The sequence below is a fragment of the Ruegeria sp. CDSA079 genome (assembly GCF_059612245.1).
This window is the reverse complement of sequence record NZ_JBXWQF010000011.1, coordinates 46688-65596: the sequence shown is the minus strand read 5'-3', so window position 1 is coordinate 65596 and position 18909 is coordinate 46688. Positions and strand designations below refer to the sequence as shown.

At 57.0% G+C, this 18909-nt stretch carries 17 protein-coding genes; 9 read left to right on the top strand and 8 right to left on the bottom strand.

Annotated features, from left to right (window positions below; translation table 11 throughout):
• The first annotated feature begins 58 nt into the window (after positions 1-58).
• From hslO to AC2FJZ_RS13195, 8 genes are all read left to right on the top strand, one after another.
• Positions 59-1045 (top strand): Hsp33 family molecular chaperone HslO, encoded by a 987-nt coding sequence (gene hslO / locus AC2FJZ_RS13230; RefSeq protein WP_496778076.1) that lies wholly within the window; start codon positions 59-61, stop codon positions 1043-1045.
• A complete protein-coding gene (locus AC2FJZ_RS13225; protein ID WP_496778074.1) occupies positions 1017-1634 on the top strand; it encodes a CoA pyrophosphatase in 618 nt (205 codons plus the stop codon). The genes hslO and AC2FJZ_RS13225 overlap by 29 nt, the downstream gene beginning before the upstream one ends.
• Positions 1631-2785 carry a CCA tRNA nucleotidyltransferase gene (locus AC2FJZ_RS13220; protein ID WP_496778073.1) on the top strand — a complete coding sequence of 385 codons (1155 nt, stop codon included), beginning with the start codon at positions 1631-1633 and terminating at the stop codon, positions 2783-2785. Before AC2FJZ_RS13225 ends, AC2FJZ_RS13220 begins: the two co-directional genes overlap by 4 nt.
• A 190-nt stretch (positions 2786-2975) precedes the next feature.
• Positions 2976-4814 (top strand): ABC transporter ATP-binding protein, encoded by a 1839-nt coding sequence (locus tag AC2FJZ_RS13215; protein WP_496778071.1) that lies wholly within the window; start codon positions 2976-2978, stop codon positions 4812-4814.
• Positions 4811-6643 (top strand): ABC transporter ATP-binding protein, encoded by a 1833-nt coding sequence (locus AC2FJZ_RS13210; RefSeq protein WP_496670196.1) that lies wholly within the window; start codon positions 4811-4813, stop codon positions 6641-6643. The genes AC2FJZ_RS13215 and AC2FJZ_RS13210 overlap by 4 nt, the downstream gene beginning before the upstream one ends.
• Before the next feature lie 39 nt (positions 6644-6682).
• Entirely contained in the window at positions 6683-7912 is a 1230-nt protein-coding gene (locus tag AC2FJZ_RS13205) for a class I SAM-dependent RNA methyltransferase (RefSeq protein WP_496670195.1), read from the top strand.
• 21 nt (positions 7913-7933) lie between these two features.
• Positions 7934-8719 (top strand): ion transporter, encoded by a 786-nt coding sequence (locus AC2FJZ_RS13200; RefSeq protein WP_050604614.1) that lies wholly within the window; start codon positions 7934-7936, stop codon positions 8717-8719.
• A 59-nt stretch (positions 8720-8778) separates the two neighbouring features.
• Positions 8779-9297 (top strand): L,D-transpeptidase family protein, encoded by a 519-nt coding sequence (locus tag AC2FJZ_RS13195; protein ID WP_496778068.1) that lies wholly within the window; start codon positions 8779-8781, stop codon positions 9295-9297.
• Here the strand turns inward: AC2FJZ_RS13195 and AC2FJZ_RS13190 are convergent.
• The 7 genes from AC2FJZ_RS13190 to cysQ form a co-directional block, all read right to left on the bottom strand.
• Positions 9281-10732, bottom strand: coding sequence for a nodulation protein NodH (locus AC2FJZ_RS13190; protein WP_496778066.1), 1452 nt, complete (start codon positions 10730-10732; stop codon positions 9281-9283). The two genes, AC2FJZ_RS13195 and AC2FJZ_RS13190, sit on opposite strands and share 17 nt — an antisense overlap.
• 6 nt (positions 10733-10738) lie before the next feature.
• Entirely contained in the window at positions 10739-12439 is a 1701-nt protein-coding gene (locus tag AC2FJZ_RS13185; RefSeq protein WP_496778064.1) for a DUF5927 domain-containing protein, read from the bottom strand.
• Entirely contained in the window at positions 12436-13422 is a 987-nt protein-coding gene (locus AC2FJZ_RS13180) for a glycosyltransferase family 2 protein (RefSeq protein ID WP_496778192.1), read from the bottom strand. The genes AC2FJZ_RS13185 and AC2FJZ_RS13180 overlap by 4 nt, the downstream gene beginning before the upstream one ends.
• A gap of 179 nt (positions 13423-13601) precedes the next feature.
• Positions 13602-14651: a glycosyltransferase family 2 protein gene (locus tag AC2FJZ_RS13175; protein ID WP_496778062.1), complete on the bottom strand. Its 1050-nt coding sequence runs from the start codon at positions 14649-14651 to the stop codon at positions 13602-13604.
• 7 nt (positions 14652-14658) lie between these two features.
• Complete coding sequence (gene galE / locus AC2FJZ_RS13170; protein ID WP_496670190.1) at positions 14659-15642, bottom strand: UDP-glucose 4-epimerase GalE; 984 nt, start codon at positions 15640-15642, stop codon at positions 14659-14661.
• Between the two features lie 71 nt (positions 15643-15713).
• Positions 15714-16514 (bottom strand): 3-deoxy-manno-octulosonate cytidylyltransferase, encoded by an 801-nt coding sequence (locus AC2FJZ_RS13165; protein WP_496670189.1) that lies wholly within the window; start codon positions 16512-16514, stop codon positions 15714-15716.
• The gene (cysQ, locus tag AC2FJZ_RS13160; RefSeq protein WP_496778060.1) at positions 16514-17311 is read right to left on the bottom strand and encodes a 3'(2'),5'-bisphosphate nucleotidase CysQ; all 798 of its coding nucleotides are present in this window, start codon (positions 17309-17311) and stop codon (positions 16514-16516) included. The genes AC2FJZ_RS13165 and cysQ overlap by 1 nt, the downstream gene beginning before the upstream one ends.
• 121 nt (positions 17312-17432) lie before the next feature.
• Between cysQ and AC2FJZ_RS13155 the strand changes: the two genes are divergently transcribed.
• The gene (locus AC2FJZ_RS13155; protein ID WP_496778058.1) at positions 17433-18257 is read left to right on the top strand and encodes an ABC transporter permease; all 825 of its coding nucleotides are present in this window, start codon (positions 17433-17435) and stop codon (positions 18255-18257) included.
• On the opposite strand, the gene AC2FJZ_RS13150 is transcribed toward AC2FJZ_RS13155, so the two are convergent.
• The gene (locus tag AC2FJZ_RS13150; protein ID WP_496670186.1) at positions 18254-18856 is read right to left on the bottom strand and encodes an alpha-ketoglutarate-dependent dioxygenase AlkB family protein; all 603 of its coding nucleotides are present in this window, start codon (positions 18854-18856) and stop codon (positions 18254-18256) included. The genes AC2FJZ_RS13155 and AC2FJZ_RS13150 overlap by 4 nt on opposite strands.
• Positions 18857-18909 lie beyond the last annotated feature (53 nt).

Here is an 18909-nt window from a genome sequence, read left to right as displayed (position 1 = left end):
CAATCTGTACGACCTATATGGTGCCGGTATGCCAACCCGTGGCGTGTAAGGAAACCCCATGTCTCTTGGAACAAAAATCGCGTGGGACGACACCGTCCTGCCCTTTCAACTTGATGCATCCGACATGCGCGGCCGCGTGGCCCGTCTGGATGGCGTGCTGGATGGCATCTTGAAGCAGCACGATTATCCGCAGCAAGTCGAAGCGCTGGTGGCTGAAATGGCCTTGCTGACCGCGTTGATCGGCCAGACCGTTGCACTGCGCTGGAAGCTGTCGCTGCAAGTGCAGTCCAAAGGGGCGGTCCGCATGATCGCGACCGACTATTACGCGCCGCAGGAAGAGGGCCAGCCCGCCCAAATTCGCGCTTATGCCAGTTTTGACCACGACCGTCTGACCGATGCTGCACCCTTTGATCAGGTGGGCGAAGGGTATTTCGCCATCATGATCGACCAGGGTGAAGGCACGCAACCGTATCAGGGCATCACGCCGCTGGCTGGCGGATCGCTGAGCGCGTGCGCCGAAGCGTATTTCGCGCAATCCGAACAGTTGCCGACGCGGTTCTCCCTGAGCTTTGGCAAATCAACCGAGCCCGGCGCGGGCGAGCATTGGCGTGCAGGCGGCATCATGTTGCAACACATGCCCAAAGCGTCGCCCTTTGCAGCATCAGGGGAAGGTACGGGTGAAGTCCTGACTGCCACCGATCTGGTTGACGGCGAAGAAGGTGAAAACTGGGGTCGCGTCAATATCCTGCTGGATACTGTCGAGGATCTGGAAATGATCGGCCCCTCTGTTGCGCCGACCGACCTTTTGGTTCGCCTGTTCCACGAGGAACAGCCGCGTGTTTATGACGCGCAATCGGTTCAATTCGGCTGTACCTGTTCCGAGGATCGGGTGCGTCAGAGCTTGTCGATCTATTCGGCGAAGGACATCGAAAAGATGACAACTCCCGAAGGTCTGGTCACAGCTGATTGCCAGTTCTGCGGCGCGCATTACGTGCTGGATCCGGCCACAGTGGGCTTTGAAGCTGAAGACAGCGAAGGTGCATGATCCGGTTGAACAGATCCGGGCGGCCTTGCGCCGCCCCGGTCACGGATCCAGCGATTTTGACCTGAACCCCGATACCGTTCTGCCACCCGGGCGGCGGCTGCGCCCTGCAGGTGTTCTTGTGGCCATCTCATTGGCCGGTGATACGCCTCGGGTGATCCTGACCAAAAGGTCTTCTGCATTAAAGCACCATCCGGGGCAAATCGCCTTTCCCGGAGGCAAACAGGATGAAACGGATGCCGATGTCACGGCAGCGGCTTTGAGGGAAGCACAGGAAGAGATCGGGCTGCCACCTGATTTGCCAGAGGTTCTGGGGTTTCTGCCGATGCATGAAACAGTCACCTCTTTCAACGTCACACCCGTGGTCGCAGTCGTGCGTGACAGATTCGAACCTGTGCCTGAACCCGGCGAAGTGGACGAGGTATTCTCGACCCCTCTTGCTCATCTCTTGAATCCCGAGAATTATCTGGTTGAGTCGCGTCGCTGGCGCGGCCAGAAACGCAGATACTACGCAGTTCCGTACGGCCCTTATTACATATGGGGGGCGACGGCCCGCATATTGCGCGGGCTTGCAGCACGGGTGAATGAATGATGCAGATTAATGAGCCTTGGGTCAGTGAACCAGCGACCCAACAGGTATGCGCAGCCCTGACCTCATCCGGCGCACAGGCGCTTTTTGTGGGTGGCTGTGTGCGCAACGCACTTCTGGGCGCTCCTGTCTCGGACATCGATATTGCCACCGATGCCCGACCAGAGCAGGTGGTTCAGATGGCACAAGCTGCGGGGCTCAAAGCTATTCCAACCGGTATAGACCACGGTACGATTACGGTGGTCAGCGCAGGTATCCCGCACGAGATCACGACCTTCCGACGTGACGTAGAAACCGACGGTCGGCGAGCAGTCGTCGCCTTTTCCAAACACGTTGAAGAAGACGCTGCGCGGCGCGATTTTACCATGAACGCGCTTTACGCACTGCCCGATGGCGCTGTGTTAGACCCGCTTGGCGGCCTTCCCGACCTTAAAGCTCGGTCAGTGCGGTTTATCGGAACGGCCGAGAATCGGATCCGCGAAGACTATCTTCGCTCGCTTCGTTATTTCCGCTTTCACGCCTGGTATGGTGATCCTGTCGCCGGTTTTGATCCCGATGCGCTGGCGGCCATCGGTGCCAACCTTGAAGGGTTGGAATCGCTGTCGCGCGAACGGGTCGGGGCAGAATTGCTGAAGCTTCTTGGTGCGCATGATCCAGCCCCCGCCGTTGCAACGATGCGCAGCACAGGTGTTTTGACCCGGTTGTTGCCGGGTGCGGACGATCGGTCTTTGGCACCTTTGATTGCGCTGGAACAGGCGGCGGGTGCCGATCCCGATCCGGTGCGGCGTCTGGCAGCTATCACCACGCCCGAGGATGCAGCGACACTGCGGTTAAGCCGTGCGCAGCTGCAACGCCTGACCAGAATGCGTGACGAGGCGCAGGCCACAACCAGTGTGGCAGAGCTTGGGTACCGCTATGGCGACGAAGGTGGCTTGCACGAGACCCTCTTGCGCTGCGCCTTTCTGGAACGACCATGGTCCGAAGACCTAAGACGTGACTTGCATGCAGGGGCAACGGCCCGCTTCCCGATACAGGCCAAGGATCTGATTCCCAGCTTTACCGGGCCGGCGCTGGGCAAAAAGCTGGCAGAGCTTGAAAACCGCTGGATCGCGTCCGGCTTTGCGCTTTCGCGTGAGGAGTTGCTTGCAACTTAGCGCGAAGTCTCAAAAGGGGATGACAACTTTTTTCCTTTGTGCTTAGGTGCGCCTGACACATGGATGGAGGAATGCGAATGTATTACGGGATCTGGTTCGGCTAAAGCCAGGACACTTGCCCCGTAACGGGTGGTGTTCAGGCGCCATCTTTCTTCGCACGTCTTTTATCTGCTCAATCGGAGCACTCTCCATGTTTCGCTATTTCGAAAATCTTGTTGACCCTTTTGTCGCCTATACGGAATCCGACAAACCACCGACCAGGCTGTGGCCGTTTATGTTGGACTATTCGCGGCCCTTCTTTCGGGTATTTGTCTGGACCGCGTTGATTTCCATCATCGTCGCGGGGGTTGAAGTCGGGCTGATCTACTACATGGGCCGCGTTGTCGATCTTTTGGGGGGCGCCCCGGCCGAGGTCTGGCAGAATCACGGAACAGAACTGTTGTTGGTGGCTGCATTTGTACTGCTGTTGCGCCCGTTGCTGCATCTGATCGACGTGCTGTTGCTTAACAACACGATCCTGCCGAGCTTTGGCACCCTGATCCGCTGGCGCGCGCATAAACATGTTCTGCGCCAATCAGTTGGGTGGTTTGAGAACGATTTTGCCGGTCGGATCGCCAACCGAATCATGCAGACGCCGCCCGCCGCGGGCGAAGTGGTTTTTCAGGTTTTTGACGCGATTTCCTTCTCGTTGGCCTATCTGATCGGTGCGGCGATATTGCTGTATGTTGCGGACGCACGCTTGTTGATCCCGTTGCTGATCTGGTTCGCATTTTACGCGATGCTGGTGCGTTGGACGGTGCAGCGTGTGGGCCCGGCGTCAAAGGCGGCCTCGGATGCGCGCTCGACAGTGACGGGTCGGGTGGTGGACAGCTATACGAACATCCACTCGGTCAAAATGTTCGCCCATGGCCCGCAAGAGCTGGACTATGCCCGCGAAGCCATCCAGGAAACCCGCCGAACCTTTCAGATCGAGATGCGGATTTTCACCATCATGGATGCGGTTCTGGTCACGCTGAACGGTATGCTGATCGTGGGCGTTGTTGGCTGGGCGATTGGGCTTTGGATGCAGGGAACAGCTTCGGTTGGTGTTGTTGCAGCCGCGACTGCGTTGACCCTGCGTCTGAACGCCATGACCGGATGGATCATGTGGGCATTGACCAGCTTTTTCCGCCAGTTGGGTATCGTGGCCGAGGGTATGGAGACCATTGCGCAGCCCATCGATCTGCTGGATGCACCGACTGCGAAACCCCTGCATCTCAGCAAGGGCGAGATTCAGATCCGCGATCTTTCGCACCACTACGGTCGTGAGACCGGAGGCTTGGACCATGTCAACCTGACCATCCAGCCTGGTGAAAAGATCGGTTTGATTGGGCGTTCCGGCGCCGGTAAATCGACTCTGGTTAAGCTTCTTTTGCGGTTTTACGACGTCGAGCGCGGTGGGATTTTGATCGATGATCAGAACATCGCGCAGGTCACGCAAGACAGCCTGCGCAGCCATATCGGCATGGTCCAGCAAGACAGCGCGTTGTTGCACCGGTCTGTGCGCGACAACATCCTGTATGGTCGGCCGGATGCGTCCGAGGCGCAGATGATCGCGGCCGCCAAACAGGCTGCAGCGCATGAGTTCATCCTTGATCTGCAAGACCCGCAGGGTCGGACCGGGTATGATGCACATGTGGGGGAACGCGGCGTGAAGCTGTCCGGGGGTCAGCGTCAGAGAGTGACCCTAGCGCGAGTTATCCTGAAGGATGCGCCGATCTTGTTGTTGGATGAAGCGACATCTGCCCTAGATTCCGAGGTTGAAGCGTCAATTCAGGAAACTCTCTACGGCATGATGCAAGGCAAAACCGTGATCGCAATTGCGCACAGGCTCAGCACCATCGCGCAGATGGACCGCATTTTGGTGATGGATGCTGGCCGCATCGTGGAAGAAGGCTCACATTCAGACCTTCTGGCGCAGGGCGGCCTTTACGCGCAGTTCTGGGCGCGGCAGTCTGGCGGCTTTGTGATCCCGGAGGCCGCTGAATGAGGGTTGCTGACCTCATCTACCCGTTCAAAAACATCGAAACGCCGCCACCACAGACTTTGGGGGCGTTTATTCGCTGGAGCCTGTCCGGGGCATGGCCCATGCTGTTTGTCGCGGCTTTCTTCTCGGCCACAGCAGGCGCGATGGAGGCAGGGACAGCGTGGATTCTGGGTCGCGTGATAGATGTGGCAACCTCCAGCGGGCCCGAAAGTTTTCTGACCGCAGCAAATATGTGGATGATCTTTGGCGCGGCTGCGTTCTTTATGCTGCTGCGCCCGATCCTGTTTGGCCTGTCGTCTCTGTCGAACAACTACATCGTCATGCCCAACATCACACCTTTGGTGCTGGCCAAGTTGAACCGTTGGACGTTGGGCCAGTCGGTGACTTATTTCGACGACGATTTTGCCGGTCGGATCGCGCAGAAACAGATGCAGACGTCGAACGCCATGGCTTCTGTCGTGTCGGAAACGATCAGCGCGATTGTGTTTGCCTTGGCGTCTCTGGCCGGATCTTTGCTTTTGTTAGGATCTATTCATCCATTGGTGATGTTGCCCTTTGCGGCCTGGCTGGTGGTCTATTTCCTGCTTGTACGCTGGTACCTGCCGCGCATCCGCGTGCGTTCTGCCGCGCGGGCCGGGGCGCGGGCGATGGTGTCGGGGCAGGTGGTCGACACGATCACCAACATCAAGACCGTCAAGCTGTTCGCGCATTCCGCTTTCGAAGATCAGGCCGCGCGCCACTCGATGGTGGAATTGCGCGAACGATCTCTGGATTTCGGCAAACTTTCGGCCAGTTTTCGATTCATTCTCATGACGCTGGCCGGTGTGCTGCCCGTTCTGCTGTTGGGCGCGACGCTATGGTTGTGGCAACTCGGCATGGCGACCGCAGGGGATATTGTGGCGGCCGGTGCGGTATCGATCCGCATCGCGCAGATGACCGGTTGGGTCAGTTTCACGCTGATGGGTCTTTACGCCAACGTGGGTGAGATCGAAAACGGAATGAAAACGCTGGCCAAGCGTGACCGGGTCGAGGATGCGGGCGACGCAAAAGACCTGACCGTGCACGACGGATCGATCTCATTCGAAAATGTCAGTTTTGCCTATGGTCGGGATATAGGCGGTGTCACGGATCTGACCTTGACCATAGAACCCGGCGAAAAGCTGGGTATCGTCGGTGCCTCGGGCGCGGGTAAGTCCACACTCGTTTCGCTTCTGCTCAGGCTCTATGACAGGGAAAGTGGCGCAATTTGTATCGACGGGCAGGATGTGTCGCAGGTGACGCAAGACAGCCTGCGCCGTCAGATTGGCATGGTCACGCAGGAAACGGCGATGTTCAACCGCTCAGCGCGCGAGAACATCCTGTACGGTCGCCCGGACGCATCCGAGGATGAGATGATTACTGCCGCGAGGAAGGCCGAGGCGCATGAATTCATCCTGAGCCTTGAGGACGCAAATGGTCGCAAAGGCTATGACGCCCATCTGGGCGAGAGAGGCGTTAAACTCAGCGGTGGGCAGCGGCAACGTATCGCTTTGGCCCGCGCCATTCTGAAGGACGCGCCGATTTTGGTTCTGGACGAGGCGACCTCGGCGCTGGATTCCGAGGTCGAAGCCTCGATCCAGACGGCGCTGCATCGGGTGATGGAAGGCAAGACCGTTCTGGCCATTGCGCACCGCCTGTCCACCCTCAGCGAGATGGACCGGATCGTTGTTCTGGATCAAGGGCAGATCGCAGAATCCGGAACGCATGAGGCTCTGCTGGATCAAGGCGGGCTGTATGCGCGGTTCTGGCACCGTCAGTCAGGCGGCTTCATTCAGGCGGAAGCTGCGGAATAAGGGTTTTGTTGCCGTCAAAGCCCGGCTATCAGGCACTCCATGACGCAGCAATTCACAATCACACGGCTTGGCCATCAGGGCGACGGCATTGCCGATGGTCCCGTCTATGTACCGCGCACGCTTCCCGGCGAAGTCGTTAGTGGTACTCTGACAGGCCAAGTGCTGACCGACATACGGGTGGAAACGCCGTCTGAAGACCGGGTCAAAGCCCGGTGCCGCCATTACAAAGCCTGCGGAGGATGTCAGTTACAGCACGCGTCTGACGCCTTTGTTGCTGATTGGAAGCTTGAAATCGTTCGCAACGCCTTGGCGGCGCAGGGTCTGGATGCGCCCATGCGCCCGATACACACGTCCCCCGAACAGTCGCGTCGACGCGCAACGATTGCGGTAAGGCGTACGAAAAAGGGCACATTGGCCGGATTTCATGGTCGCGCCTCGGACACGATCACGGAAATCCCCGACTGCCGGTTGTTGGACCCGGCGCTGATCTCGGCCATTCCAGTGGCAGAGGCGCTGGCCGTTCTGGGTGGAAGCCGTAAGGGCGTATTGGCCGTCACGCTCACATTGTCCGAAGGTGGGCTGGACGTCGCCGTCAAAGGTGGCAAACCCTTGGACGGGCCGCTGGAACTGGCACTGGCTCAAGCGACCGAGAAGCACGGTTTGGCGCGGTTGAGCTGGGATGATGAAGTGATCGCCATGCGGCAGGCGCCGCTTCAGTGCTTTGGAACAGTTGAAGTCACGCCGCCGCCCGGTGCGTTCTTGCAGGCGACGAAGGACGGAGAACAGGCTCTATTACAAGCAGTTTTGGAGGCAACTGAAGGTGCCAAGCGAGTCGTCGACCTGTTTGCGGGTAGCGGTACATTTTCGCTTCCTCTGGCCCAAGCCGCCGAAGTTCATGCGGTGGAAGGCGAGGCTGCCATGGTTCAGGCGCTGGATCACGGTTGGCGCAAGACGCAGGGCCTGAAACGCGTGACAACCGAGGCCCGGGACCTGTTCCGCCGTCCGTTGATGCCCGACGAGCTAAAGACATTTGACGCGATCGTGTTGGATCCGCCTCGTGCCGGGGCCGACGCACAGGTGGAGGAACTTGCTCAAGCCAAGCGCCCTGCCATTGCGTATGTCTCGTGCAACCCAGTGACATTTGCGCGGGATGCGAAAAACCTTGTTAACGCAGGCTACACCCTTGAATGGGTACAGGTCGTTGACCAATTTCGGTGGTCGTCACATACGGAACTTGCAGCGCGGTTTGTCCAGAACACCGCATCTTGATCAGACAGGAGATTGCGACACATGGGTGTCAAACAGCGCTTGCTGAACATTGTCGAAGCGCCCGTGTTTGGGCGGTTTATAACGGCCGTCATCATCTTCAATGCGATCCTTCTGGGAATGGAGACGTCGCCGACCCTGATGGAAATAGCTGGTCCAGTGATTGTGGCGCTGGACAAGCTGTGTCTTGCGATCTTCGTGGCCGAAATCACGATGAAGCTGATCGCCACCGGGCGCAGATTTTTCACGAACGGCTGGAATATCTTTGATTTCCTGATCGTGGGGATCGCCCTAATCCCCAGCGCCGGAGGCTTGTCCGTGCTGCGTGCCCTTCGGATTCTGCGGGTATTGCGCGTGATTTCCGTGGCGCCCCGCCTGCGTCGCGTGGTCGAAGGATTTATTTCGGCTCTGCCGGGGATGGCCAGTGTCTTCCTGCTGATGGCGATCCTGTTCTATATTGGCGCCGTAATCTCGACCAAACTGTTCTCAGGCTCGTTTCCGACTTGGTTCGGTGATCTGGGCCTGTCGGCTTATACCTTGTTCCAGATCATGACGTTGGAAAGCTGGTCCATGGGCATTGTCCGCCCTGTAATGGAGGTTTTTCCCTACGCATGGCTATTCTTTGTGCCTTTTATCATGGTCACGACCTTTGCCGTGGTGAACCTGTTGGTGGGTCTGATCGTGAACTCGATGCAGGATGCCCACCATGCCGAGGATGAAGTCAAGACCGACGCCTATCGCGACGAAGTGCTGGAACGGCTGGAAAGCATCGAGCGCCGCCTGACCGAGCAGATGAACAGCAAAAAGTGATTTCCGTTTCTTGATGTTTTTGGCATATTGATTCCAAAAAACAGAGCAGGCAGTGAAACATGGATCGTCGAGCATTCGGATTGGGGGCGATGGCAACGCTGAGCCTTTCGGCTTGTGCCTCAGCCAGCCCAAGATTTCTAAGTTATAATGGGCCCGAGGTGACCTCGTTGGTGGTCAACAAGGGTGCCCGCAAACTCTATCTGCTGCATCATGGGCAGATTTTGCGAGAATATGATGTGGATTTGGGATTTGCGCCACAAGGTACAAAGACCAAAAAAGGGGATGGTCGCACGCCCGAGGGCAGCTATCTGATCGACCGCAGGAATCCTCGCAGTCGCTATCATCTGTCGCTGGGCATTTCCTACCCCAACTCTCAGGATGTCGCTCAAGCCAAGGCAGAAGGGGTTAACCCGGGCGGAGATATTTTCATCCACGGCCAGCCGAATCTTCGGTCAGAACTCAAGCGCGCGCGGAAAACACCGGATTGGACGGCAGGATGCATCGCGGTCAAGAATGACGAGATCGAGGAGATTTATTCGATGGTCAACAAAGGTACGCTGATCACTTTGCGTCCCTAGGCGGCACTGGCGTCCAGGCAGCAAATCCAAACACTTCATAGTCGCGCTGGTAGGCCTCTGCTGCCAGCGCCTCAAGTTCCGCGTCATAGATCTGGTCCAACGTAAACGGCACGTCGGGCGCGCATGGGCCAGGCGCAGGTGGGTGCGAATGCCCAATCTCATGCGCCAGTGCAGGAAGTGCCGCCGCCATCTCTTCTTCTCGGAGGATCAGGTCAGGCATTAGGAAACTGGCAATACCGTCCAACACCCGCGATTGGCTGCACCACGTCCCGTCGACGCGGATTGGCGTTTGACCATTGAGGTTGAGGCGCAGGAAGCTCAGGAAGGCCAAAAACGCGTCCCTGTGTTGCTCGATGGAATAATTGTTATCCCGCACTTGCCCAGGAATCGGTATTTTGAGCCGGTTACGCAGATAGTTGCGCACCATTTTATAGCTGCCCGGCCCTGTGCTCAGGATGTGCTGGCAAAAGGCCGTATGTGCTCGTGCCAACGGGTGGCGCAGGACGGTGAATTTTCGATGGCCGGGGTAATCCTTTAACCAGGCGCGGATTTGTTTGCGATTCCGATCGGTGATCAGGTCGTCAACCACGCAGCCATCCAGATCGGCCAGCCATTGGCCGATAACAGGCTCTAAACCGCTACGAATAGGTAGATACATCAGGGGGGACTTTGGCGCTGCGATGTATTGCGGTACGGCGGCCCCGCGCTGTGGTTCGAAGCCATATGAACGATGTAGCCCAAACTGATCGATATCTGCCAAAGCGCGCGTCATGTCGTCAGGATTGGTGACCTTTGACACGGCTGGCGCCGGGTTTTGCGGCTTCAGCGTGTCATCCAGCTTGGTCAAACGCGCTTCGACCCTCAGCCATGTAGCCAGGCCGTTTAGGACGTCCAATTCGGTCAGGTCGTCATAGGTGACGAAAAAAGCGGTTTGGCCAGTCTTTTGAAGATGCCGCCGAAGCATGTGCTGGTGGCCTTGGACCTGATCCAGATAGTCCGAAAACTCCTGTGCATCAAAGTCAACCACAGCATCGACACGCCGTTTGACGTTCTTCAGCAGCCATTGCTGCGTGGCCCGCGCGATTTTTAACGACAGGTAACTGTCCAGCGGGTTGCGTGTAAGGATGATCTTGGCGCAGCGAGGGTCATTCAATACCGGCTTTAGAACCCGCGGGTCGTGTTCTACGAAATATCGGAATCCGTTGATGTCACCGGGGGCAGAGCGAATGGCTTTCAGCAATTTCAACGGGTCGGCATCCCGGTCTTCCAGAGACAGGCCCAGCAGGCTATCGGATTTCAGATTGCCCGCAAAATGCGGGTTAAACGCTTCGCCATGGCAGGTCACGCCGTCCAGCGCATTGAGATTTGCTTCCAGCAGGTTCGACCCTGTGCGCATGGCCGCCAATACAACGAAATAATCAAAGTTGGCTGACATGGGCCGTCACTGCACCAGATAAGGTTTGCGGAATGGTCTTGTCTGAGGGCCAAACACATCATCCACGGGGAAGTCCCCCATGAGGTATGGATGCATACCCTGATTCTTGAGGTTTTGTAGGAACTTACCGAAACCAGACAAATCACCCATAGTGGGCACTTCGGTCAGATGGCTGGTCTGATTCACTCCGATTTCATCAAGGATGGACTGCAAGGGATCCATCGGCGATTCAATGAAATCCGCCAACGTCCAGTTGCGCACTCTTGCCTTGGTCCAGACCGAGGTCAAAACCTCAAGCTGCTTGGTTTCGATCTGCTGCAGCCGTGCCGCTTCGCATCGGATATCCGAGAAGTTGAGATTCGAGCGGAACAGCGGAATCGCCCACGCTCCGGTGATGACCGAGATCTGGGCGTTCTTGTCGCGCGCCAGGAACCAGTTGATCTCTTGCGTGTCTCTTGGGCCGAACTGAAAACACTGTCGTTCCCCCCGCGTATTCCAGACCAAGTTCGACAGGAAAGCTGTGGGATTATAATCCCGCAACGATGCAGAATCGCTGAGAGCCCCGTTGGTTATGGGTTCGCCCTGCGCAAACTCGGCGTGTTGGGGTTCGAACAAGTGCCCGTGGACCCTTGTGCCTGTGATGGTCGCCAGCCAGGATTCAAAATCGTCAAACAGCTCGGAAAAGCCCTGAAAGACGGAATAGGGCGAAGATGTCAGGCCATTTTCGCTGCCGTGCCTCGGAAAGCGGCTTTGCATATAAAGCCCGTCGCGCCCGCGTGTCCGCCGTTCGACCGCTTTCGAGAAGATGCGATCTATCTTACCCGGATTGGGCTCGGCCGGTTTCATGGCGCCGCTCTGGTCGGTCAGGAATGCCTGATACAACCGTTCGGCCTGGGGCCAGATCTTGCGCGCTACAAAGCAGTCCGAGCGTCGTAGCAATTGCAGGTGGTCGTCGTAAAAAATGTGAGGGCGGCCCTGATAGTCGAACTTGGACAGGGTCAGGGAACGGCTTTCGATATGTGTGGAGTATTGCCGAGAAAGTGTTTGGAAATAGCTTTCGTCGGGTATCCAAACATGGCGGAAATACTTGTCGTACTGTTTGCGCTTGGGATCTTGAAGAATGGCAGACAGCGTTTGGCGGGTCAGGCACCACCATTGGCTACCCATATGAGGTACCAATCCGTCGGGGATATTCCTGCGGTATCCCAACGCTCGCTGAATCCTGACATAGGTGTCAAACAGCTTGCGTTGTTTTCGCCACGAAAACGGGAAGCGCAGGGTAAAGCGTTCATGGTCCAGCCCGCCAATGGTCCAGTTGACGTCCGATGTCGTCGCGCTTTCGATGAAGTCCACGCGGGGCCGGTCGGCCAGGTATGCTATCAATTCCTGAACCGGGCGCAGCGGTAAGCACGCCCCCGAGGACAAAAACACGTGCCGCACCTCAGGGAATTGTTCCAACATCATCTCGGATGCGCTTTGCGAGGCAGCAACAATGCCCCACCCGCCCCAATCGCACCTGTGACGTTCGGAAAAAACGATGCTGGGATCATTCGAGCAGGAGGCGACAAAGCGTGTGTATAGACCATCGGGTACTTTGCGATCTACGTGGATCACGACCGGGCATCCTGCAGCCGTCCAGTGGCGCGCGACCTGCTCGGCCCGATCCAGTGATGTATGGACCAGCATGACGATGCCCAGACCGCTCATGCCCAATTCCCCTTGGACATCAGGCCCAGAATCTCAAGCTGCCGCCAATTGATGTACGCCTCGGACCATTCGCACCAGAAAACGGGTTTGTCCTCAAGCCGGGCAGCATAGGCTTTGTATTCATCCGACCCGCGATAATGCTGACCGCGCTTCAGTTCCTCGCGCGCCTTGTCGCCAAGGGTGTTTATCAATTTGGCATGAAGCAGTGACCCGCTGGCCTTTTCCCCACCCCATTCGTCATACACCTGGTTCAGCCCCCGCGGCAAAAGCGAATGGGTCGAGCTGATATAGACATAGCGCCGATCCCATTTCACCAACGGAATCTTGTTCAACGCTGGAGCCTTGGAGGGGTTTTCGCTGAAAAACACTCGCGCCCTTGGGCCGCCCTGAATCCACAGGTTCTTATAATCCGGGTTTTTGGTGATCATGTAATTTCCGGGATCGAACCAACGCGCGATTTCGAACGGATCCTGCCCCTCGTGGTAGGGTTCCGCATCCACCGGGCCTTCGGGGTACATGTCGATCAGCATGGTTCCAAAGCTGCGCACGGCGCTGCCATCCAGCCAATCCGTCAACGCACGGACCGGACGGGTATCGCAAAATGGATAGATGAAGAACTCATCCGGGTCGACGGTCAGAACCCAATGCCCGTGCGCGTATTTGCGCAGAATGTAGTTTGACCAGTCCAGACCATAGCCCGCGCGTTTGTAACTGGTGGTCGTCCGCCAGACTGACACGTCGACCTGTTCTTTCAGGAACTCGAAGCTTCCGTCATCGCTGTTGTTGTCGATGAACAAAAAGTGGTTGATGCCCAGTTTGCGGTAATATTCCAAAAAGAATGGCAGGCGGATTTTTTCGTTTCGGATAACACTCATCAACAAGATGTCGTCGCTGCGGATTGCTGATGTATTGTTACTGGCAGGTTTGAGTTCACGTCTTCGTCTGAGGCAACGCAGAATACGGCGCTTGCGCCGCAATCTCATCTTGTAGGACTCAAACAGGCTCACGTGACTGCCCAACCCTTTTTATAACGCGAGCTTTCCCCGACCCCGTCATGACCGCTGGCACGACAAAGCATTATCGGTTTATGGCACCTATGCATCTTCTGAGGCAACTTCTTTAAATTCTGGAAAGGGTAAACGGGCCGTTGATTGTCGTGTTTTCATGACAGCACCCAATCCCCGCCTGTCATCAGCCCCATTTGCTGCAACTGTGTCCAATCAGCGTATCGCACCGATTGTGGGGTCCACATGTCCGGTTTATTAATTATCCCGTCATAGTACGCCCCGAATTGGTTCGGGTCGTGAAAATGCTGGTGTCGTTGCTTTTCGGATTTGGATTTTTCGACAATCTCCGGCAGGAACTTCGTGTGCAGCAAAACCCCCGAAGGGGCCGAGCCGCCCGGTCCGTCATAAGTTGCGTTCAGGTGACGCGGCAGGGCGGAATGGCAAGAGTTTACATAGGCATACCGCCGCGACCAGCGCATAAGCGGGATCTTGTTCAGCGTGGGGGATCGTTGCCGCGTTTGGGCGAAGAACATGCGTTCCCTTGCACCGCCTTGAACCCACAGATTGCCCATCGGGCTTTGTCGCTCTGCGCGATGTGGCCCTGCGTCGAACCAACATAACAACTCCGTCGGGTCGGTATTGGAGTCATAGGCCTCATGGCCCAGCGGACCTTTGGGGTAGAGGTCCAGCATCAACGCGCCAAAACCAACCCGCCCTTGCTGGTCCAGCCAATGCGTCAGGTCCTGCAGGGAGTGGGTATCGCACTGGGAATAGACCAGCAGTTCATCCGCATCGACCATCAGGCACCAGTGATTGTGCCCATACCGCATCTGAAGCCAGGTCAGCCAATCCAGGCCAAATCGTGATCCCCGATAGCTGGAATAGGTTTGCCAGACAGACACATCCGGTTGGTCCAACAAATATTCTGCCGAGCCGTCATCGCTGCCGTTATCCACGAAAAGGAAATGACCTACGCCCAACTGGCGGTAGTGGTGAAAGAACCAGGACAGGCGAGTGATCTCGTTGCGCAATGTTGTAAAGCACAGCACTCCACCAGCGCGGATCTCGCCTGTCTGATCCTTCAGGCAGGTCAATTGGTGCCGACTGCGCAAGGACCGCCACAGCAGCCGTCGACGTTTCCAGCACAGCTGATACTTTTGCCGCCAACTGATCCGCGGCAGGTTATGCACTGTGCCGGAGGTCACCGGCGACTCATTTCTCGTAATGCCCGTTCTGATGCCAGCGCCAGGCATCCGCGATCATCGTCTCTAACGTTGATCTTTTGGGCGACCATCCAAGTTCCGTTTCAGCACGTACAGAACCTGAGACCAGCTTTGTGCAATCCCCGGCGCGACGCGGTCCGATAGAATACGGTACCGGTCGATTGGTGACGGATTTGGATTGTTCGATGACCTCAAGCACGGAAAATCCGGATCCGGTACCCAGATTGAAGACGCGACTTTCCTTGCCCTGTTCCAACCAGTCCAGCCCCAGAACATGCGCGTCCACCAGATCGCAGACGTGTACATAGTCGCGGATACATGTTCCGTCGGGGGTGTCGTAGTCGGTGCCAAAGACGGTCAAACCATCCCGTTTGCCATCAATCGCGTCCAGCATCAGAGGGATCAGGTGAGTCTCGGGGCGGTGAAATTCACCCACTTCCCCCTCGGGATCCGCCCCGGCAACGTTGAAATAGCGGAAAATGACATTGCGCAGGCCATGGGCCGCTTCGAAATCCTTCAGGATGTCTTCGATTGCGCGCTTTGAGGCGCCATATGCATTCAACGGAAGCTGCGCGGTGGATTCATCCAGAACCACGTTGTCATGCTCGCCGTAGGTGGCGCATGTGGATGAAAACACAAAGTCCAGACACCCGGCTGCGACTGCAGCTTCGATCAAGTTCAGTGAACCCGTAACATTGTTTGACCAGTACACTCCGGGCTGGCGCATCGCGTCACCCACCTGGCTTAGGGCAGCAAAATGAATCACCGCCGCTGGTTGGTGTTTGGCAAACACCTCGTCAAGACGCGCCCGGTCCAGCAGGTCGCCCTGTTCAAAAGGGCCGTATTTCACTGCATCCTGCCAGCCCGTGACCAGATTGTCATACGTCACCGGAACATAACCCGCCTTCGCCAGCGCCTTACAGGCGTGCGAGCCAATATACCCGGCACCACCGGTCACAAGGATAGTTGTCATGATGCGCCCTTTGGAGCCGAGTTACCTTTACATAAGATATGGGGACCGCCGGATGTCATGGGGAAAATCGGTTACTCCAGCCCCATCGCCGCCATCATCTCTTCGATCTTTGGCACGTCCTGCGGGTTGTTCAATTCCCAGAACTGGCGGCCCTTGGCCGCGACCTCGACGCACAGAACCTTGCGCCCGTTTTCCATGAACCGAAGCTGTTCCAGACCCTCCAGCTGCTCCAGCGGGCCGGTGGGCCAGCCTGGATATGCGGCAAGCGCATCGGGTCGGTAAGCATATACGCCCACGTGATGAAACACCGGGGTCGGTTCGCCGCCTGCATAAGTCTCGGACGTAAAAGGCACGACCTCTTTCGAGAAATACATCGCGCTGTGGTCGCGCCCGAACACTGCAGTTGTACCGCCAACGCGCCCATTTTTGCGATCGTTCAGCAGACTGTTCAGCGCGTCCCCGTCGCAGCGCAGCACGGGCGTGGCAACACCGGCATCTGGCGCGGCGCGCAGGCCGGCGATCAGGTCTTCGACAAACCAGCGTGGCGTCAGCGGCGCGTCGCCTTGCAGGTTGACCACGATGTCATGACCACCACCCAGAACTTCATGCGCTTCGGCGCAGCGTTCGGTGCCGTTCTGGCAGCTTTCCGAGGTCATGACCACTTCGGCCCCAAACCCTTCCGAGACCTCGCGGATACGATCGTCATCCGTTGCAACGACCACCCGGTCAACACCCGAAACAGACTTGGCCGCGCGCCAGGACCGTTCGATCAGCGTCATTGCAGCACCTGTGGCACCCGATAGCGGCACCAGTGGTTTGCCCGGATAACGGGTCGAGGCATAGCGGGCAGGGATGGCGATCAGAACAGACATCAGGCTTCCTTCAGTTCAACACCCGGAGCGTAAGCGATAAAAAACGGGTTGGCATAGCCTTCTTTGCCATAAGTCAGCGGCGAGTGGTCGTCAAAACGCACCACCTTTCCGCCCGCCCCGGCAAGCACCGCATGGCCTGCCGCCGTATCCCATTCCATCGTGCGCCCAACGCGGGGATAAATGTCCGCCTCACCCGTAGCCACCAGGCAGAACTTGAGCGAGGACCCCGCGCTTTTGCTGTCTTTCACCTGATACTTGTTGATGTAGTCCTCGGTGGCCTGATCCCGATGGGATTTCGAAGCCACAACAAAAAGCGCCGAATTGTCCGGTTTAGAGACTGATATTCCGGTCAAAGTCCCGGGCGTTGCCTTGTCAAACGCCCCTGTTTCCTCGACTGACTGACCATCCGATTGCGTATAGAACATGCGCCCGCGTGCTGGTGCATAGACCACGCCCCGGGTCGGTACTCCGTTCTCGACCAGCGCGATGTTGACGGTGAAGTCGCCGCGACGGTTGATGAATTCCTTGGTGCCGTCCAACGGATCAACAATCAGGAAGGTATCGCCTTTTTCCGAATGCGAGGCGGCCTGTTCTTCAGTGACCAGAAGGATATCCGGGAAGGCTGCGCGCAACCCGGCGGAAATCAAAGCGTCAGCAGCCTCGTCCGCTTCGGTCACAGGGCTAGAGTCGGATTTGACTTTGACGTCGAAATCATCCGCCTCATAGATCTCCATGATCTTGTCGCCCGCCTCCAGGGCCAGCCGCCGAATGACGGGAATAAGCGCGTCGTAGGTCACAAAAATGCTCCGTTCCTGTGGTTTGTTGATCCAAACTCATCACCGACTTATGATGCGGCGGTTACGGAACGGCAAGATATTCGTGGCAGATTAAAGGCGACGCGGCTGGAAAGACCTTCGAGTGTATTACTTCAAGCGCAATCAATCACTGCTGGGCGGCGCCTTTACAACGGCTGAGCTGGTGTTCCACGCTTCGGTGCGAAATGTGCGTGCGCAACATCCCAATGCGGTGATGGCCATCCTGATCAACGTTATGCAACTGGTGGTTATGGGCACTACGTTTTACCTGCTTATGACTTTGATGGGTCGAGGCGGTGTTCCCAAGATCAGAGGCGAATTTCTACTCTACGTCCTGTCGGGAGTTTTTCCTTTCATGATGCATATCCAATCCATCGGCGCGATTTCAGGGGTCGGGACGGCGAATAATCCAATGATGCTGCATTCGCCGATGAACGTGATGGTCACGATCCTGTCGTCAGCATTCAGTACGCTGTACAAGCAAATGCTGGCCATGTTCATCATCCTTTTTTTCTACAGCGTCGCAATCGCACCGATTGAGATTCAGGATCCTGGCGGTGCTTTTGCAATGATTTTGCTGGCCTGGTTTACCGGGTGTGCTGTGGGATTGGTGTTTATGGCACTGAAACCGTGGTTTCCGACAACGGTCGGAATGCTCACCAATATCTATCGTCGTCTGAACATGGTGTTTTCCGGCAAAATGTTTGTTGCTAATACACTGGGTGGCGGGTTGCTGATGATGTTTGCGTGGAATCCGCTATTTCATATCATCGACCAATGTCGCGGTTTCATTTTCCAGAATTATTTCCCGCGCAATTCCAGCTGGGAATACGCGCTCTGGGTTGGGATTGCCTTGTTGATGATCGGCCTGATGGGTGAGTTCTTTACACGCCAGCACGTTTCACAAAGCTGGAACACCCGCCGTTAACGCGCGACCCGCAATGTAAGGTTGATCCGTCCGCCTTTGGGCAGCAGCCGAGAAGATCCGAACCTGATCCGATCTACCCCGTGATACGCCAACCGCGCTGGTCCACCCATGACCACCACATCACCCGAGCCTAGCCAGATTGACTCGGTCTTGCCGCCACGGGTCGTGTTGCCAATGCGGAACAGGGCGTCGTCGCCCAGAGAAACTGACAAAACGGGCCAGGAAAAATCGGCCTCGTCTTTGTCCTGATGAAGCCCCATCTTTGCGCCTTCACCATAGTAATTGATTAAACAGCAATCCGGTTCACGTTCGGCGCTGACCAAATCACGCCAGATATCCAGAATACTTTTGGGAATGCCGGGCCAGATGCCGCCCTTGGGATGCTGATCCTGATAGCGATAGCCCGCCTTGTCAGTCACCCAACCCAAGGCCCCGGCTGAGGTCATCCGCACCGACATCTCTTTGCCCGAGGGCGTAACGGGGCGAAACAGGGGCGCGGCTTTTAGAATCGGTCGCAAATCAGCGATGACCTGCGTCTGAGCGGCAGGATCCAGATAGGCTTTTCTGATATCGAACCCCCGCAAAACCAGCCGCGCCATTCCGGAAACCCCAATCCTTTCCAAATCCTTGCCAAAAAAGGCCACAGATTCCC